The sequence below is a fragment of the Leisingera sp. ANG1 genome, from assembly GCF_000203975.2.
Lineage (GTDB): Bacteria > Pseudomonadota > Alphaproteobacteria > Rhodobacterales > Rhodobacteraceae > Leisingera.
The window spans coordinates 903,201-918,393 of record NZ_AFCF02000001.1 but is presented as its reverse complement, the minus strand read 5'-3'; the positions used below and the strand labels follow the sequence as shown (position 1 = coordinate 918,393).

19 protein-coding genes are annotated in these 15,193 nt (G+C 62.0%); 9 read left to right on the top strand and 10 right to left on the bottom strand.

Annotation, left to right across the window (positions count from 1 at the left end; all coding sequences use genetic code 11):
• Positions 1-10: 10 nt before the first annotated feature.
• Positions 11-928, bottom strand: a complete 918-nt coding sequence (locus GC1_RS04535) for a hypothetical protein (RefSeq protein ID WP_019295620.1) — start codon at positions 926-928, stop codon at positions 11-13.
• A 248-nt stretch (positions 929-1,176) separates the two neighbouring features.
• Here GC1_RS04535 and GC1_RS04530 point away from each other — a divergent pair, with 248 nt between their 5' ends.
• Both GC1_RS04530 and GC1_RS04525 read left to right on the top strand, forming a co-directional pair.
• Complete coding sequence (locus GC1_RS04530) at positions 1,177-2,010, top strand: thymidylate synthase (RefSeq protein WP_019295619.1); 834 nt, start codon at positions 1,177-1,179, stop codon at positions 2,008-2,010.
• Positions 2,011-2,041: 31 nt separating this feature from the next.
• Positions 2,042-2,521 carry a dihydrofolate reductase gene (locus GC1_RS04525; RefSeq protein ID WP_019295618.1) on the top strand — a complete coding sequence of 160 codons (480 nt, stop codon included), beginning with the start codon at positions 2,042-2,044 and terminating at the stop codon, positions 2,519-2,521.
• A gap of 57 nt (positions 2,522-2,578) precedes the next feature.
• On the opposite strand, the gene GC1_RS04520 is transcribed toward GC1_RS04525, so the two are convergent.
• Positions 2,579-2,785, bottom strand: a complete 207-nt coding sequence (locus GC1_RS04520; protein ID WP_019295617.1) for a cold-shock protein — start codon at positions 2,783-2,785, stop codon at positions 2,579-2,581.
• 189 nt (positions 2,786-2,974) lie between these two features.
• On the opposite strand from GC1_RS04520, the gene GC1_RS04515 reads away from it, so the two are divergent.
• Both GC1_RS04515 and GC1_RS04510 read left to right on the top strand, forming a co-directional pair.
• The gene (locus GC1_RS04515) at positions 2,975-3,292 is read left to right on the top strand and encodes an arsenate reductase family protein (RefSeq protein WP_019295616.1); all 318 of its coding nucleotides are present in this window, start codon (positions 2,975-2,977) and stop codon (positions 3,290-3,292) included.
• A 42-nt stretch (positions 3,293-3,334) separates the two neighbouring features.
• Positions 3,335-3,703, top strand: coding sequence for a hypothetical protein (locus GC1_RS04510; RefSeq protein WP_019295615.1), 369 nt, complete (start codon positions 3,335-3,337; stop codon positions 3,701-3,703).
• Positions 3,704-3,778: 75 nt separating this feature from the next.
• Here the strand turns inward: GC1_RS04510 and GC1_RS04505 are convergent, their stop codons facing one another.
• The 5 genes from GC1_RS04505 to thrS form a co-directional block, all read right to left on the bottom strand.
• Positions 3,779-4,342: a DoxX family protein gene (locus GC1_RS04505; RefSeq protein WP_019295614.1), complete on the bottom strand. Its 564-nt coding sequence runs from the start codon at positions 4,340-4,342 to the stop codon at positions 3,779-3,781.
• A gap of 4 nt (positions 4,343-4,346) precedes the next feature.
• Positions 4,347-5,102 carry an HvfC/BufC N-terminal domain-containing protein gene (locus tag GC1_RS04500; RefSeq protein ID WP_019295613.1) on the bottom strand — a complete coding sequence of 252 codons (756 nt, stop codon included), beginning with the start codon at positions 5,100-5,102 and terminating at the stop codon, positions 4,347-4,349.
• Positions 5,099-5,953 carry an MNIO family bufferin maturase gene (bufB, locus tag GC1_RS04495; RefSeq protein ID WP_019295612.1) on the bottom strand — a complete coding sequence of 285 codons (855 nt, stop codon included), beginning with the start codon at positions 5,951-5,953 and terminating at the stop codon, positions 5,099-5,101. The genes GC1_RS04500 and bufB overlap by 4 nt, the downstream gene beginning before the upstream one ends.
• Positions 5,954-6,022: 69 nt before the next feature.
• Entirely contained in the window at positions 6,023-6,328 is a 306-nt protein-coding gene (locus GC1_RS04490) for a BufA1 family periplasmic bufferin-type metallophore (RefSeq protein ID WP_019295611.1), read from the bottom strand.
• 221 nt (positions 6,329-6,549) lie between these two features.
• The gene (gene thrS / locus GC1_RS04485; protein WP_019295610.1) at positions 6,550-8,496 is read right to left on the bottom strand and encodes a threonine--tRNA ligase; all 1,947 of its coding nucleotides are present in this window, start codon (positions 8,494-8,496) and stop codon (positions 6,550-6,552) included.
• A gap of 279 nt (positions 8,497-8,775) precedes the next feature.
• Between thrS and GC1_RS04480 the strand changes: the two genes are divergently transcribed.
• On the top strand, positions 8,776-9,024 hold the full coding sequence (locus GC1_RS04480; RefSeq protein WP_019295609.1) for a hypothetical protein: 249 nt from the start codon (positions 8,776-8,778) through the stop codon (positions 9,022-9,024).
• 70 nt (positions 9,025-9,094) lie between these two features.
• Here the strand turns inward: GC1_RS04480 and GC1_RS04475 are convergent, their stop codons facing one another.
• On the bottom strand, positions 9,095-10,102 hold the full coding sequence (locus tag GC1_RS04475; protein WP_029204755.1) for an Lnb N-terminal periplasmic domain-containing protein: 1,008 nt from the start codon (positions 10,100-10,102) through the stop codon (positions 9,095-9,097).
• Between the two features lie 134 nt (positions 10,103-10,236).
• Here GC1_RS04475 and GC1_RS04470 point away from each other — a divergent pair, with 134 nt between their 5' ends.
• The 4 genes from GC1_RS04470 to GC1_RS04455 all read left to right on the top strand — a co-directional run bounded on the left by GC1_RS04470 (position 10,237) and on the right by GC1_RS04455 (position 13,283).
• The gene (locus tag GC1_RS04470) at positions 10,237-10,986 is read left to right on the top strand and encodes an alpha/beta hydrolase (protein ID WP_019295607.1); all 750 of its coding nucleotides are present in this window, start codon (positions 10,237-10,239) and stop codon (positions 10,984-10,986) included.
• Positions 10,986-11,975: an alpha/beta hydrolase gene (locus GC1_RS04465; RefSeq protein ID WP_019295606.1), complete on the top strand. Its 990-nt coding sequence runs from the start codon at positions 10,986-10,988 to the stop codon at positions 11,973-11,975. The genes GC1_RS04470 and GC1_RS04465 overlap by 1 nt, the downstream gene beginning before the upstream one ends.
• Complete coding sequence (locus tag GC1_RS04460; RefSeq protein WP_019295605.1) at positions 11,975-12,400, top strand: VOC family protein; 426 nt, start codon at positions 11,975-11,977, stop codon at positions 12,398-12,400. Before GC1_RS04465 ends, GC1_RS04460 begins: the two co-directional genes overlap by 1 nt.
• 121 nt (positions 12,401-12,521) lie before the next feature.
• Positions 12,522-13,283 carry an alpha/beta fold hydrolase gene (locus GC1_RS04455; protein ID WP_019295604.1) on the top strand — a complete coding sequence of 254 codons (762 nt, stop codon included), beginning with the start codon at positions 12,522-12,524 and terminating at the stop codon, positions 13,281-13,283.
• Here the strand turns inward: GC1_RS04455 and GC1_RS04450 are convergent.
• Together GC1_RS04450 and phaZ are read right to left on the bottom strand one after the other, a co-directional pair.
• Complete coding sequence (locus tag GC1_RS04450) at positions 13,274-13,846, bottom strand: DUF6151 family protein (protein WP_019295603.1); 573 nt, start codon at positions 13,844-13,846, stop codon at positions 13,274-13,276. The genes GC1_RS04455 and GC1_RS04450 overlap by 10 nt on opposite strands.
• A gap of 4 nt (positions 13,847-13,850) precedes the next feature.
• The gene (phaZ, locus tag GC1_RS04445) at positions 13,851-15,128 is read right to left on the bottom strand and encodes a polyhydroxyalkanoate depolymerase (protein WP_019295602.1); all 1,278 of its coding nucleotides are present in this window, start codon (positions 15,126-15,128) and stop codon (positions 13,851-13,853) included.
• Positions 15,129-15,193: the final 65 nt, after the last annotated feature.

Sequence of the window (15,193 nt, the reverse complement as noted above, 5' to 3'; positions counted from 1 at the left end):
CTGTGCATGTTTACGGGGTTGGCTGATCGCAGACCGGGTCGCTGTTGTCGCCCCCGCATTGCCCGAGAACAAACACGCCGTATTCCTCAATGTCTGAAGAATACCCGTCGATATGACCTGTAGCGTGAACGCTCCCAGCTACGGCTGCTGCATCAGTGCCGGAGAATATCCCACCGTACTCGCCGAAATTGGTTTTGTCGATCGAAACATCACCAGTGAACGTTCCGTCCTCGGTAATGGACGTCGGTGCCAGCTCCAAATTGGCTGGAGACGCTGACCCGTTGTCCGTAACGGCACGATTGTAGATCAGGCCGTTTACAGTGTTATCGGCGAAATCAGCGTTAATAAACACATCTCCCGTTATTTCCGCGGCTTGGTCGGGCTGAAGCTCCGATGGCGTACCGGCGGCAACAGGAAGAAGGTCTTCTCCGCTTCCAGCAGTGTTCAAGAGGCCTACATACGACCCTGCATAACTGACGAGACCGCCAGAAGGCTGATCCGTGTCTGGCGCAGAATAGCTGCCGGTGCGGCCATAGTTTGTACCGGCGAAGTAGTAGTTGAACTGCCCGCCTGTTGCGACAACAACGGCGTATCCGCCCTCGATCTGGCGGACATAGGCGGTGGAATGGCGGTCAAGGGACGAGTCTTGAACCGTGTAGGCTTCGTAACCGTCCCGGTCTAGGGCGGTCTTGCGAACGTAGGAGGCGGAGAACGGTGTTTCATCCAAACTCACGCCTGACACGGTCAGCGTTTGATTGGACGGGTCATAGCTAACGCTTTCAAGATCGTTTGCCAAAGCATCTGGGATCGCCGACTCGGTATCCGTGCCGGTGTCCGTATCGTCATCAGTCGTTGTGGTGAAGGGATTCCCCCCGCCGCATGCGGACACCACGGACGCTGCCGCGAGCCCTAGCCAAAAGCGCCTCATCTGCCTCTACCTCAATATGTTTTATCGTTTTGCGCTACCTTCGGCCGCAGCGCTGCGCTTGTCAATTGAACAGCGCGGTTTTGGGCGCAACCGTGGCGGATGCGCTACCTGCATGTAGTTTCCTGTATCGCGTTGAGTGGCAGATATGGTAGGGTGACGGGGTGCCAAAGGGGGTATTTTCTGTCTTGGCGTGCGGCGTGGCATTGAGTATGCCGGGGTGATATTCCGGGCAGCGGCAGGGGGCGGAAATGCAGCAGTATCACGATCAGCTACAATTCATTCTGGATCACGGGGTGCCGTCGGATGACCGGACCGGCACCGGAACGCTGTCCTGTTTCGGGATGCAGGCGCGCTATTCCCTGGCGGAAGGCTTTCCGCTGGTGACCACCAAGAAGCTGCATCTGCGCTCCATCATTCATGAGCTGCTGTGGTTCCTGTCCGGCGACACCAACATCCGCTACTTGAAGGAAAACGGGGTGTCGATCTGGGACGAGTGGGCGGATGAGAACGGCGACTTGGGACCGGTTTACGGCCACCAGTGGCGCCGCTTTCCCAAGCTGGAACTGGCTGAAGGGACCCTAGGGGATGAGCCGCTGTACCGTGCGGGCAGTGTCGACCAGATTTCGGATCTGGTGGAGATGATCCGCAAAAGCCCGGACAGCCGCCGCCTGATCGTCTCAGCCTGGAACCCTGCGGATGTGCCGGACATGGCGCTGCCGCCTTGCCATACGCTGTGGCAGGTGCGGGTTGCAGGCGGCAAGATGCACATGCAGCTCTATCAGCGCTCCGCCGACATGTTCCTGGGGGTGCCGTTCAACATCGCGTCTTATTCTCTGCTTCTGGCCATGCTGGCGCATGTGACCGGTTACGAGGCTGGGGATTTCGTGCACACGATGGGCGACGCGCATATCTATTCGAACCATGTGGAGCAGGTGCAGCTGCAGCTCTCGCGCAGTCCCAAGCCGCTGCCGCAGCTGCAGATCAAGCGGCAGGTGAATTCGATTTTCGATTTCACCTTTGATGACTTTGAAATCCTGAACTATGACCCCGACCCAGTGATCAAGGCGCCGGTGGCGGTCTGACAGGCAAGTAACACGGGCAAGGACAACAGGCATGATTACCCTGATCGCTGCGCGGGCGCGCAACGGTGCCATCGGCAAGGACAATGATATCCCCTGGTTTGCGCCGGAGGATTTGAAGGCGTTCCAGCGTGAGACCCTGGGCGGCGCCATCATCATGGGCCGCAACACCTGGGACAGCCTGCCGGTGAAGCCGTTGAAGAACCGGCTCAATCTGGTGGTGTCCTCCAACCCGCAGGCAGCGGAGATTGTGCTTCCGTCGATCGAGGCGGCGGTGGAAGCAGCCTATGCGCAAGGCTACCGGCGCGTCTATGGCATTGGCGGTGAGGGGATCTATCGTGGGATGCTGGATATGGCGGACCGGCTGCTGGTCACCGAGGTGGATCTGACCATCGAGGATGCAGATGCCTATTTCCCGGAGTTTCAGGCAGACAAGTGGTTCAAGGCCGGAGAAACAGTGCTTCGCGACAGCGATCCGGCCTGTGTGATGGTGGAATACCTGCGGCGGTCCTGAGGCCGCTGGCAGTGCCTGCGCCCAGTCAGCACCCGGGCGCAGTGCAGAATTGATAGGCTATACAGCCTTAAGCTCTGCTGCCATTTGCCGGCCATCACGGCCTTCGGACAGCTCATAGGCGATTTTCATATTGTCGGCGAGGCCGGTCATGCCCGACCGCTCCACCGCTGAAATGTGCACAAACACATCTTTGCCGCCTTCATCGGGTTCAATAAACCCGTACCCTTTGGTGGTGTTGAACCACTTCACGGTGCCGCTTGGCATTTCCCGTGTCTCCTTCTACTTTGCACGTCGCCCAGGGGCATCCCGGGGCATCCGGCCTGTACCCTGACCGCGAAGGGCAAGGCGAGGCTGGACAACCTAGAGTTTTACACGGGTTGGCCGAAAATCAAGAGAAACCGGATAATTCCACCATAAATTGTGTGAATTCCGGCTGGGGAGAGTGAAGGCAACATGAAAATCTATGGACTCAAGAACTGCGATACCTGCCGTAAGGCGTTGAAAGCGCTTCCGGATTCGAGTCTGGTCGATATCCGCACGGACGGGATGCCGGACGGCCTGCTGGAAGCAGCCCATGCTCAGTTCGGGGTCAAGCTGGTCAATACCCGCTCCACCACTTGGCGGGGGTTAAGCGAAGAAGAACGTGCGGGGGAGCCGCTGGACCTGCTGCGCGCGCATCCGGCACTGATGAAGCGGCCACTGATTGAGCGTAACGGGGAATTATTCCTGGGATGGGATCAGAACACGAAGGCGGCCCTTGGCGCGGCCTAAGGCGGCGCATATGTCGTTACGGCAGATTTCAGGAGACGTATAATGCGGAATGCAGCCCTTGTTCTGGGGATCATCGCCGGGATTTTCGGCATGGTGGTGGGGTTCTTCGGCTATGGCTATACCGCCGCGGTGGAGCATTTTGGCGAGGTCGAGGGGCTGGCCGAACAGGTCGAGAACGTCGAGAAATTGCGGCTGCTGGCTGTGCTGTCGCCGCTGCTGGCGATTGCCGGCGGCGCGATGGCGCGGGCGCGGGCCTTGTGGGGTGGTATCCTGCTGTTGGGATCGGCGGCGGGGATGTATGCGGGCTTTGGCCTCAATGTCTTCACCATCTTCCCGCTTAGCTTTGCTGCGGTGGGCGGCTTGATGGCGCTGGCGGCGGGCAAGCCGGATGAGCCCAAGGCGCATTTCTGATCCTTAGCGGAACCGCATGAAAAAGGCGCCGCTGCCGGGGGCAGGGCGCCTTTTGTTTTTGCCAATTGTTCAGTGTCAGGCGATGGCCGGTTCCATCCGGTTGCGTAGCAGGGCGTCCACAGAGAGCGCTCCGGCGCCTTTGACCACCAGGACCGCCAGCAAGAAGACCCAGAACAGCCGCTGGTCCAGGATCACCGCGTCAGGGAAGCGGTCGAACAGCGCGCCAAGGGTTTTGTCGTCGGTTGCACCGTGGCCGTAGATGTCGGTCAGCGATTGCACGATGACAAAGCCGATCATGCCAAGCGAAGCGAGGCGGGTCAGAAGGCCGATCACGATCAGCAGCGGCAAGATGAACTCGGCGTAGGTGCCGGCCAGCACAACCAGTTTCTGGAATAGCCCGAACTGGGAGACGTCATAGCCGACCGCCTCCAGCTGTTTCGGGAAGATTTGGCTGTAGGCGCCGATCGAAGGGCTGAACAGGCCGAGGATGCCGTCGCCCAGCTTGGTCAGGCCGGAGTTCCAGAAGTAGAGCAGCAGGGTGGAGGCGAAAACAAAGCGCGCTGCCAGCGGCAGCAGCCAGTTGCCGCCCCTTTCCACCTGGCGGAAGACGGCGTCGTGAATGGAGACAAGTGCGTGCATGGATTTACCCTTTGCTGTCCAATCCGGTGATCGCGTGGCCCTGCAACAGCAGGGCCAGCGTGGCACCCAGGTCGAAGGTTTCGTCTGCGGCGGCGGCCTGTTCCAGCGCTTCGCCGATGGTGGCGCCCTTCATCAGGGCGCGGATCCAGAGGGCCCCGCCGAGGGGCAGAGCCTGGGGAATGGGGTCGAATTCAGGACGGGTGACCAGCACATCCTGGGCCTGCGGTTCAGGCTTGGGCGCGCCGTCCTCGGTGTTGAAGCGCCAGATGGCGTGGACGGGCCAAGGCGAACAGATGACCTGCACTGCGGGCGCAAGCGTCAGCCAAGTGTTCATCAGCTGGTCTGGCGGAAGGGCTCCAAGCGCGTCAGGGGTAATGGGCGCGGCATCGGCAGCATGGTAGGCGCGGCGCAGGGCCAATTCCAGCCGGGCGACATCGCCAAGGTAGCCGAGGTGCTTGAGCTGCTGCATGCCTTCGAGGAAGGCAGGGAAATGTTCGCCGTAGAACATCATTAGCGGTGAGGAAGGGGGATGCTGGCGCAGGTAGATGCCTGCCAGCCCGTCCATGTTCTGCTTTCCCAGAAGCTTGGCAATCACCGGAAAGGCGCTGTGCATGGCATCGGTCAGGGAGACGGCCACATTGTTGCGGTACACGCTGAAGCGGCGCCCGGCGGGCTGGGCCTGATGGTCGATCAGACCGTCCGGCACCGGCTGGCCCGCATCCATCATGGCGCGGGTGAATTCTGTCTGGGTCACACTCATGCCGGAACGCGCTCCAACGCGGTTGCGGCGCGGGCGGCCTCGGCTTCCAGCACGGGCCAGTCCGGTACGTCGTTGTCCCATTCGATCAGCACCGGCTTGGGGCCGGATTTTGCCAGCGTGTAATCCAAGAGCGCCCAGACCGGATCCACCACTTCGCGCCCGTGGCTGTCGATCAGCAGCGGGCGGCCGTGGTCGTCCTCATCCTCGTCGTGGCCGCCAAGGTGGATCTCGCCGACCTTGTCCAGCGGGAAGGCGTCGATGTAGCCCTGGGGCGAGAAATCGAGGTTGGTGGCGGACACAAAGACGTTGTTCACGTCCAGAAGCAGCCCGCAGCCGGTGCGGCGGGAGATTTCGGCCAGGAATTCAGGCTCGGACCAGGTGCTCTCGGCAAAGGCGAGGTAGCTGGAAGGGTTTTCCAGCAGCATCCTGCGGCCAATGGTGTCCTGCAGTTCGTCGATATGATCACAAATCCGCTGCAGGCTGGTGTCCGTGTAGGGCAGCGGCAGCAGGTCGTTGTAGAAATGACTGTCGTGGGTGGACCAGGCCAGATGCTCGGAGAAGCTGGCAGGGTTCAGCCAGCCAACCAGATGCTTGAGCCGGGCGAGGTGGTCCGCATCCAGGGCGCCCTCGCCGCCGATCGACAGGCCGACGCCGTGAACTGACATAGCAAAGCGTTCGGACAGGTGGCGCAGCTGCGCAATTGGACGTCCGCCGTCGCCCATGTAGTTCTCGGCGTGTATTTCCAGCCATTTGACGCTGCCCGGTTCGGCGGTGATCTGGGCGAAATGCTGCGGCTTGTAGCCAACGCCGGGGGCGGCGGGCAGCCTGTCATGTGCAGCAGTGTCAAGCATGGCGGGTCCTGTGGTCCGGGTGCAAAAGGGGCGGGAATTGACACTCCCGCCCCTGAATTCAAGCCGGTCTTATGCCGGCAGGTCGCGCTCCAGCGGCTCCAGCGAGCCCTTGCGCTCAGTGCCGTCTGCCATCGCGGGCAGTTCCATGCCCTCGCAGGTGCCTGCGTCCACCAGAGTCCAGGCATTGCCCTGGTAGTCGGTGGTCGAGGTGCCGGCGCAGGTGGTGCCGGGGCCGGCGGCGCAGTCGTTCTGGCCTGCCAGCGAAACGCCGTAGCATTTTTCCTTGGTGGCAGCAGCAGCGGGGATGGTCGAAGCTGCGGTCAGAGCGGCGGCAACGGCGCTGGCAACGGCCAGGGATTTTGCGGTGGTCGACATCTCGTGAATTCCTTTCGGTTTAACATGCGGTGTCGTGTTGACAGGAAAACACTAACCCGGGGCTTTCAGGAAATTAAGTCACGAGGCCGTGTCTCACGTCTGCGTCAGCGTATGTGAGACAGGATTGCAGCGCAAAGAGCTGAAATCGCGGGGTTTTACCGGATTTTGAAACAAAACGGCCCCCGGATGGGGGCCGCTGATGCTGTTTTCGGGACGGAATGTTACAGAAGGTCCGGCGGGGTGGCCTCCACCGCCAGCGACTTTGTAACATTTTCGAGGCTTTCCACCTTGGTCTGCTTTTCGCCAAGGCGGCGGACAGAGACGGTGCGCTCCTCCACCTCGCGGTGGCCGACGGCGAGAATGACCGGAACCTTGCCCACGGAATGCTCGCGGACTTTGTAGTTGATCTTCTCGTTGCGGATGTCAGCCTCGGCGCGCACGCCGGCCTTCTTCAGCTCGGCCACGACCTCTTGCACGTAGTCATCGGCGTCGGAGGTGATCGAGGCGACCACAACCTGGCGCGGCGCCAGCCAGAACGGCAGCTTGCCTGCGTGTTCCTCGATCAGGATGCCGATGAAACGCTCGAAAGAGCCGAGGGTGGCGCGGTGCAGCATGACCGGGCGGTGCTTGGCACCGTCGGCGCCGATATAGGTGGCGTCCAGGCGTTCCGGCAGCACGAAGTCCACCTGGTGGGTGCCGCACTGCCAGTCACGGCCGATGGCATCGGTCAGCACAAACTCCAGCTTGGGGCCATAAAAGGCGCCTTCGCCCGGGTTCAGTTCCGGTTCGATCCCGGCGGCGCGGGTGGCGGACAGAAGCGCGGCCTCTGCCTTGTCCCAGACTTCATCGGACCCGGCGCGGGTGTCCGGGCGGTCGGAGAATTTGACCGAGAACTTCTCGAACCCCAGATCCTTGTAGATCTTCGACAGGAAGTCGATGAATTCCGCGGTTTCGGATTCGATCTGATCCTCGGCGCAGAAGATGTGGCCGTCGTCCTGGGTGAAGCCGCGCACCCGCATGATGCCGTGCAGTGCGCCCGAGGGCTCATACCGGTTGCAGGAGCCAAACTCGGCCATGCGCAGCGGGAGGTCGCGGTAGGACTTGAGGCCCTGGTTGAAGATCTGCACGTGGCAGGGGCAGTTCATCGGCTTCAGAGCGTTCACAGCCTTCTCGCGGGCGTGTTCCTCGTCCACTTCGACGATGAACATGTTCTCCTGGTACTTGTCCCAGTGGCCCGAGGCCTCCCACAGTTTGCGGTCCACGACCTGCGGGGTGTTCACTTCGACATAGCCGCCCTTGCGCTGCTGGCGGCGCATGTAGTCCTGCAACTGGGTGTAGACGGTCCAACCGTTCGGGTGCCAGAAGATCTGCCCCGGTGCCTCTTCCTGCATGTGAAACAGGTCCATCTCGCGGCCCAGCTTGCGGTGGTCGCGCTTGGCGGCCTCTTCCAGCATGTGGAGGTGCGCCTTCAGCTTTTCCTTGCCGGTGAAGGCAACGCCGTAGATGCGCTGCAGCATCGCGCGGGAGCTGTCGCCGCGCCAGTAGGCGCCGGCAATCGACATCAGCTTGAACGCATCGCCCGGCAGTTGGCCGGTGTGCTGCAGGTGCGGGCCGCGGCAGAGGTCCTGCCAGTCACCGTGCCAGTACATGCGCAGCGGCTCATCGCCCGGGATGCTCTCGATCAGCTCGACCTTATAAGGCTCGTTGTTGTCGGTGTAATGCTGGATCGCGCGGTCGCGTTCCCATACCTCGGTGCGGACCTCATCACGCTTGTTGATGATTTCCTTCATCTTTTTCTCGATGGCGCCGAGGTCTTCGGGGGTGAAGGGGGCTGCGCGGTCGAAGTCGTAGTACCAGCCGTTTTCAATGACCGGGCCGATGGTGACCTTGGTATCGGGCCAGATTTCTTGCACCGCGCGCGCCATCACATGTGCCAGATCGTGGCGGATCAGCTCATTGGCCTGGACCTCGTCCTTCATGGTGTGGATGGCAATGGTGGCGTCGCTGTCGATCGGCCACTGCAGATCCCAGTGCTGATCGTTGACGGTGGCGGAGATGGCCTTCTTGGCCAGCGAGGTGGAAATGCCGGAGGCCACCTGCGCGGGCGTGACGCCTGCGTCATAGGATCGTGCATTGCCATCGGGGAAAGTGAGAGAGATTTGGGCCATAGTCTGGCTGCTCCTCGTCGGTTTGGCGCCCACAGAACGCCCGGTTGCGGGTATGTGTTTGGTCTGCGCGTTTTGCTGCCAATACAGAGGCAAGTCAAGGCGGCTTTGCATGCGGTTGTAATTGCGCAGGAATTTCCGTTTGTGTGCCTGTGCATGCGATTGCACATATATGTATACAGGTAAGCAATTGAAAAATAACAAAAAAACTGTTGTCATGGACGCGGCGCTAGGGCAGGGTGACCGAAACCTGAGACCCAAGGACATACCAGGAGTGTTCCAATGACCCGCCCGAACCCGAACTTTGACCTGACGGTTGAAGATGTGGATCTGATTGAAACCGCGCTGTGCCAGTCGCAAAAGATCCTGTCGCACCGCCATCTGTCTTATGAGCATGGCGCGCAGATCGAAGGCGGGGCAAACGCGGAGAAGGCCGTGCAGACCGGGGAGATGCTGAGCCGGATCCGGAACCTGCTAGGCCGCTTGCAGGTTCAGAAGGCCGACGGGACACCTGCCGCTAGTCTGTCCTGATCAGCCGTCAGGCAAGCGAGGGGCCAGCCCCTCGCGCTCCCCGGGGTATTTTAAACCATAAAGATGCCGGTCAGTCCTGTGCGGGCGCCGGCACGCCTTCGCGGATCATGGCGGAGTAGTCGGGACCGACCCCATGCGCCTGCGCGATCGGGGTGATGCTGCCAAGCGCGCGCAGGTCTTCGACGCTGCGGCTTTGATCCAGAACGCCCTGTTCCCAGGCAAATTCCGGCAGGTAGCCATTCGCCAGCACCCGCCAGTCCAGCGGCACGTCCTCCGCGAAGCTGCGGATCAGGGTCATCACTACCGTGGTGCAGTTGGTGGTCAGCGAGTTGTACCACTGGGGCTGTGCTGCCAGGCTGTTGGCGGTCTCGACGTATTTCAGCAGCAGTTCCCGGCCGGTGTCGGGGCTGACGCCGATGCGGAAAAGCTGCACGTCTTCGCCGCGGGCATTGGTGCGGGTCCCGACCAGATCGCGTTCATCCGCGGCGATCAGAACCAGCGTGTTGGATTTGAACAGATCGGCGATGGGGGAGAAACCGCCGCCCAGCTGGCGCCGCACCTCAACCGACCAGGCGATATGCTCGCCGCCCTCAAAGCCGAAGCTGACGATCATATGCGCCATCTGCGGCCCGGCCCAGTAGGACATGAACAGGTCGGTGGATTGCAGCTTGGTCAGATCGTAACTGCGGGATTCCCAGGCCTCGGTGAAGTTTTCCGGTGTGTCCCAGGTGAAATTGCGAACGCCGCTTAGGGTGAGGATGTCGCCCTCGACCGTGCCGGTCACCTGGCGGGCCACATCGGGCGACCAGTTGCGGTCTGCGGGCGGGGTGAGGGTGGACCACCACAGGATCACCGCAGCCAGTGCCAGAACGAAAGTAGTGAGCGCGCGCAAGGCGCGGCGGCGGAACAGCCCGGCAATGACGGCAAGACCCAAGAGGGCAATGCCGCCCGCCAGCGCACCCCGGCCCAGAGCTTCAAACGGCAGACGGTACCACAGGGCCATAACCGCCCAAACTGTCGCAAGGGCCACCGCAAGGATGGCGGCGCCAGTGAAAACGCCCTTGATGAGTCTGAACATGCCCCCACGGTCCTTCAAAAAATTTTTGCGGACCATAAGGAAGGCAGCGGGGGAGTTGCAAGCAGGCTGTGCACCTGCTTGCGGGGCGGGCGGAGCCGTGCCACATCTTGGGAAAAGCACAGGAGAGCAAAGACATGCCAGCTGCATCTTACCTTGAGACCTCTCAGGGCCGCCGGATTGCCTATCACAAGAGCGAGGGGCAGGGGCCGTGCGTGGTGTTCCTGGGCGGGCTGAAGTCGGACATGGAGGGCACCAAAGCGGTGCATCTGGAGGCCTGGGCCAAGGCACGCGGGCAGGCGTTTCTGCGGTTCGACTATTCCGGCCATGGCGAAAGCTCAGGAACGTTCGAGGAAGGTTGCATCGGCGACTGGCACGAGGACACGCTGGAGGCGGTGGCGCAGCTGACTGAGGGGGAGATCGTTCCTGTAGGGTCTTCGATGGGTGGTTGGCAGGCGCTCTTGCTGGCGCGCGAGATGCCGGAGCGGATCAAGGGCCTGGTGACTATCGCCGCAGCGCCGGACTTCACCGAGGACGGCTATTGGGCAAATTTCTCGGAGGCGCAAAAGGCGGAACTCGAGAGCCGCGGTTATGTAGAGCTCCCGAGCGATTATATGGAGCCCTATCACATCTCGAAACGGATGATTGAGGACGGGCGCAAGCGGCTGCTGCTGCGTACGCCGCTGTTCCTGCCGTTCAAGGTGCGCTGCCTGCAGGGAACAGCAGATACGGCGGTGTCGACAGAGACCGCGCTGCGGCTGATGGATCATGCAACCTGCCCGGACATGCGGCTGAACCTGGTGAAAGATGCCGATCACCGCTTCTCGGATGAGGCCTGCCTGAAGATGATCGAAGACGCGGTTCTGGACGTTCTGGGCGGCGCCTGATGCGCAGGTTCGGGAGCGGCTTGGGACGGGGGCTGCTGGCCCTGGCGGTGCCCGTTGCGGCGCTGACGGTCTTTGGCCCTTATGAGGACGTGGACCTCACTACCAGTTTTGATGCGCGCAAGTTTGGTGAAGGCGTTCAGGTCTACTTTGAAAGCGTCGAGAGCCGCTACGGCGACATTACGCCTGGCACGGAAAAGCGCGTGGTTTGGGCTGGGCAGGCAGAGACACGGACGCCAGTGTCGGTCCTCTACATCCATGGGTTTTCCGCGACCTCCGAGGAAATCCGCCCGGTGCCGGACCGGGTGGCTGAAGCCTTGGGCGCCAATCTGGTGTTTACCCGGCTGACCGGCCACGGGCGTTCCGGGGCTGCAATGCTGGAGGCCACGCCCAAGGCCTGGATGCAGGACACGGCAGAGGCGCTGGCGGCGGCGGCACAGGTGGGGAAGCGGGTCGTGGTTATCGCCAATTCCACGGGTGCAACCCTCGCCACGGTGGCGGCGTTGGATGCGGAGTTGTCGCAGAGCATTGATGCAATGGTACTGATGTCGCCGAACTACGGGTTGAACACGGTTTTTGCTCCGCTGCTGACCTGGCCCGCTTCACGCTACTGGCTGCCGCCGCTGGCCGCGCGCGAGGTAGAGCTGCCGGTGCGCAGCGAAGCCTATGGGCGGTTCTGGACCACGCGGTACCCGTCGCAGGCCGTGCTTCCGATGGCGGCAATGCTGAAAACGGTCAGCAAACTGGACTTCAGTCAAACGGATGTTCCTGCATTGTTCTGGTATTCAGATGGCGATAAGGTGGTGCGGCCTGACATCACTGCGGAGGTTGCCGCAGCCTGGGGTGGTCCGGTTGCGGTGAATCTGGTGCCGCCGGGGGCTGCAGACGATGTGCACGGCCATATTCTGGCCGGAGACATCGTATCGCCCAGCCAGACGCAGGCAACGGTGGATGGGATATTAAGTTGGTTGAACACAAAAGGATTTGAGTAATGGAACAAAGGGTGAGCCTGATTACGCTGGGCGTGCCGGACATGGAGAAGGCCGCCGCCTTTTACGAGGCTCTGGGTTGGAAACGGGCCGAAAGCCCGGATGGCGTCATTGCATTTGATCTGATTTCGCAGACACTGGGTCTCTATCCGCTGGTGGCGCTGGCGGAAGATGTCGGCCTGCCGCCTGAGGCTCTGGGAACCGGTGCCATAACGCTGAGCCACAACACCCGCAGCAAGGAAGAGGTGGCACAGCTCCTGGCCGCGGCAGAGGACGCCGGTGCGGAGGTGCTGAAGCCTGCGCAGGATGTGTTCTGGGGCGGCCATCACGGGTATTTCCGCAGCCCGGACGGGCATGTCTGGGAAATCGCCTTCAACCCGTTCTCGCCGCTGGCGGAGGACGGCGCGTTCCGCTGGAACGGTTACTGAGCGTGGCAGGGTGGCGGCAGCTTTTCTGTAAATTGCCGCCGCCCCGAGGTTTTTCTTGATCTAAGGGTTTTCCGTCCACAGAGTTGACAAACGGGTGGGAGGCAAACCGCGAGGGCAGGACATGCCTTATGATCAGCAACCGTGCCGCGAACCCCTGGTTTTGCTGCCGGGTATGATGTGCGACGGCCGGATCTTTTACGCTCAGGTCAGGACATTTTCCGGCAGCATGCCGGTGATGGTGCTGCCGCTGGCTGGCGGTGACACGGTAGAGAAGATCGCCGCTCGGATGCTGAGCCATCTGCCGCCGCGCTTTGCGCTGGCGGGGTTTTCCATGGGCGGCATTCTGGCGATGGAACTGGTGCGCCGGGCCCCGGAACGGATCAGCCGCCTGTGTATCATCGGGGCCAGTCCGCTGGCCGAGACGCCGGACCAGGCCGCCAGCCGGGAACCGCAGATCGTCGCGGCGCGCGCCGGACGGCTGGAGGATGTGCTGCGCGAGACATTGCCGGCGGAAGCGCTTGCCCCGGGCCCCTTGCGGCTGGAGGTGCACAAGCTGTTCTGCCGGATGGGGATGGAGCTGGGGCCGGAGATGTATGTGGCGCAGGCACGCGCATTGCAGCGGAGGCCGGACCAGCAGGCCGCAATGCGGCGGGTGCATGTGCCTACGCTTGTTCTCGGCGGAGAGCATGACACGATCGTACCCCCGGCCAAGCTGGACCTGCTGGCACAGCTGATCCCGGAGGCGCGGCTGGAAATCCTGCCGGATGCCGGTCATTTTCCAGTGCTGGAGCAGCCGGATGCCGTGAACCGGGCATTGCTGCACTGGCTGGCAGAGCCGGTAGCCGAACCCGCTGCGGAGACCGCCCTTTACGCTCAGGGATAAAGTTTCGCGCGCTCTGCCTTGCTGATCAGCTGCGGCTCCGCCACAGGTTTTCCGGTCTCCGCATCAAAGAACGGCGTCTCCTTCCACCGGCCGGACAGCCGCGCGGTGATCATCCGGCTGAGGATGCCCCAGGCCATGGCGCCTCCGCCCTTGGTGCGGGCTTGCTTGCCGGGGGCGGGGATGAAGGCCCTGGACCGGATCTTGCCCAGGGCGGATTTGTCCTGGAACAGATCAGAGCGCATGCCGGCAAAGGGCAGGCCGGGTTTGGCCAGCGTATTGGCAAAGGGCGTGCCGCAGCAGGAGGCAAACCAGCGCAACGGCCCGCGGGGGCCGAGGCGGAGCGCCTTCAGATGCTCTGCCCCTTGGGTGATGGTGATGGTATCAGGGGCGAGCTGAAAGAGGTCGACCGGGTCCGGGGCCGGGTCGGGCTGGCCGTGGTACAGCTCATTGGCACGGCAGTCGGCGCAGTAGCAGACAACGCGGGTACCGGTCTTGATGCCTTGCGCCGCGACTTCACCGCGCAAGGCCCCGCAATTGCAGGAAAACGCCAGCCCCTCCGCCATATATTCAGGCAGCCGTGTTCTTGTTGGCGGGTTTGTGAGCTGCCGGCTTCTTGCGGCTGTTGGCGTTCATGAAGTCGATCACCAGCGGCCGGATATTGTTGCGCCAGCTGCGGCCCGCGAAGATGCCGTAATGGCCGGCGCCAGGTTCGACGTGGCTGGCCTTCTTCTCTTCCGGCAGACCGGTACAGAGATCCAGTGCGGCGATGCATTGGCCGGGGGCGGAGATGTCGTCCTTGGCGCCTTCGACGGTTTTCACCGCCACATCGGTGATCTTGGAGAAATCGACCTTGTGGCCATTCACCACGAATTCATTGCGGGCGATCTCACGGTTCTTGAAGATGCGTTCGACCGTGGACAGGTAGAATTCCGCCGTCATGTCCATCACGGCGAGATATTCGTCATAAAACCGGTTGTGGGCATCGTGGTCGGATGCTTCGCCGCGGGAAACCCGCTGGATCTGATCCATGAAGGCCTTGGAGTGCCGTTCGCCGTTCATCGACATGAAAGACGCCAGCTGCAGCAGGCCCGGGTAGACCTTGCGGCCGACGCCGGGATACTTGAAGCCGACGCGCTGGATCATGGTTTCCTCCAGCTGGCCCATGGTGACGCGGCGGCCGAAATCTGTGACTTCGGTCGGGGTTGCGTCCGGGTCCACCGGGCCGCCGATCAGCGTCAGCGAGGAGGGCTGCGCCTTGGGGTCCTGCTCTGCCAGATAGGCGGTGGCGGCCAGGGTCAACGGCACCGGCTGGCAGACCGCAACAACATGGATGTCCGGTCCCAGCTCGCGCATGAAATCAACGAGGTAGAGCGTGTAATCCTCGACGTCGAATTTCCCCGCGGAAACAGGGATGTCGCGGGCGTTGTGCCAGTCCGTCACATAGACTTCACAGTTTCTGATCAGACTTTGCACGGTAGAGCGGAGGAGGGTGGCGTAATGGCCGGACATCGGGGCAACAAGCAGCACCTTGCGGGGCTGTTCATCGCGTCCGCTGACCTTGAAATGGATGAGGTCGCCAAAGGGGCGCTCGACCACGTTGGCAATTTCAACCACATGGTCCTTGCCGTCTTCGCAGGTGAAGGAGGGAATGCCCCAGTCGGGTTTCACCACCATGCGCTGGTAAGTACGTTCCGTCACTTCGCCCCAGGCGGCCATCCAGCTGAGGGCAGGGTTTGGCAAGGCGGAAAAGACCGGGTAAGATGCCATGGAGAGGGCCGTGGCGCCCAACCATTGGTTGGTGTTCCGGACGGTCTCCATCAGGTCGTAGGTCATCATGTATCGCATGCGCGTCTCCTTCGGGCTTTGCCCCTGCGTCATCGGACCATCAAATCCGGACTATCGGACCAATC

Coding starts and splice junctions, on each gene's coding strand:
- GC1_RS04510 (WP_019295615.1), top strand. CDS start 3,335: ATGCGGAATGCAGCCCTTGTTCTGGGGATCATCGCCGGGATTTTCGGC.
- GC1_RS04455 (WP_019295604.1), top strand. CDS start 12,522: ATGCCTTATGATCAGCAACCGTGCCGCGAACCCCTGGTTTTGCTGCCG.
- GC1_RS04530 (WP_019295619.1), top strand. CDS start 1,177: ATGCAGCAGTATCACGATCAGCTACAATTCATTCTGGATCACGGGGTG.
- thrS (WP_019295610.1), bottom strand. CDS start 8,496: ATGGCCCAAATCTCTCTCACTTTCCCCGATGGCAATGCACGATCCTAT.
- GC1_RS04450 (WP_019295603.1), bottom strand. CDS start 13,846: ATGGCGGAGGGGCTGGCGTTTTCCTGCAATTGCGGGGCCTTGCGCGGT.
- GC1_RS04490 (WP_019295611.1), bottom strand. CDS start 6,328: ATGTCGACCACCGCAAAATCCCTGGCCGTTGCCAGCGCCGTTGCCGCC.
- GC1_RS04525 (WP_019295618.1), top strand. CDS start 2,042: ATGATTACCCTGATCGCTGCGCGGGCGCGCAACGGTGCCATCGGCAAG.
- GC1_RS04500 (WP_019295613.1), bottom strand. CDS start 5,102: ATGAGTGTGACCCAGACAGAATTCACCCGCGCCATGATGGATGCGGGC.
- GC1_RS04515 (WP_019295616.1), top strand. CDS start 2,975: ATGAAAATCTATGGACTCAAGAACTGCGATACCTGCCGTAAGGCGTTG.
- GC1_RS04475 (WP_029204755.1), bottom strand. CDS start 10,102: ATGTTCAGACTCATCAAGGGCGTTTTCACTGGCGCCGCCATCCTTGCG.
- GC1_RS04535 (WP_019295620.1), bottom strand. CDS start 928: ATGAGGCGCTTTTGGCTAGGGCTCGCGGCAGCGTCCGTGGTGTCCGCA.
- phaZ (WP_019295602.1), bottom strand. CDS start 15,128: ATGCGATACATGATGACCTACGACCTGATGGAGACCGTCCGGAACACC.
- bufB (WP_019295612.1), bottom strand. CDS start 5,953: ATGCTTGACACTGCTGCACATGACAGGCTGCCCGCCGCCCCCGGCGTT.
- GC1_RS04465 (WP_019295606.1), top strand. CDS start 10,986: ATGCGCAGGTTCGGGAGCGGCTTGGGACGGGGGCTGCTGGCCCTGGCG.
- GC1_RS04480 (WP_019295609.1), top strand. CDS start 8,776: ATGACCCGCCCGAACCCGAACTTTGACCTGACGGTTGAAGATGTGGAT.
- GC1_RS04460 (WP_019295605.1), top strand. CDS start 11,975: ATGGAACAAAGGGTGAGCCTGATTACGCTGGGCGTGCCGGACATGGAG.
- GC1_RS04470 (WP_019295607.1), top strand. CDS start 10,237: ATGCCAGCTGCATCTTACCTTGAGACCTCTCAGGGCCGCCGGATTGCC.
- GC1_RS04520 (WP_019295617.1), bottom strand. CDS start 2,785: ATGCCAAGCGGCACCGTGAAGTGGTTCAACACCACCAAAGGGTACGGG.
- GC1_RS04505 (WP_019295614.1), bottom strand. CDS start 4,342: ATGCACGCACTTGTCTCCATTCACGACGCCGTCTTCCGCCAGGTGGAA.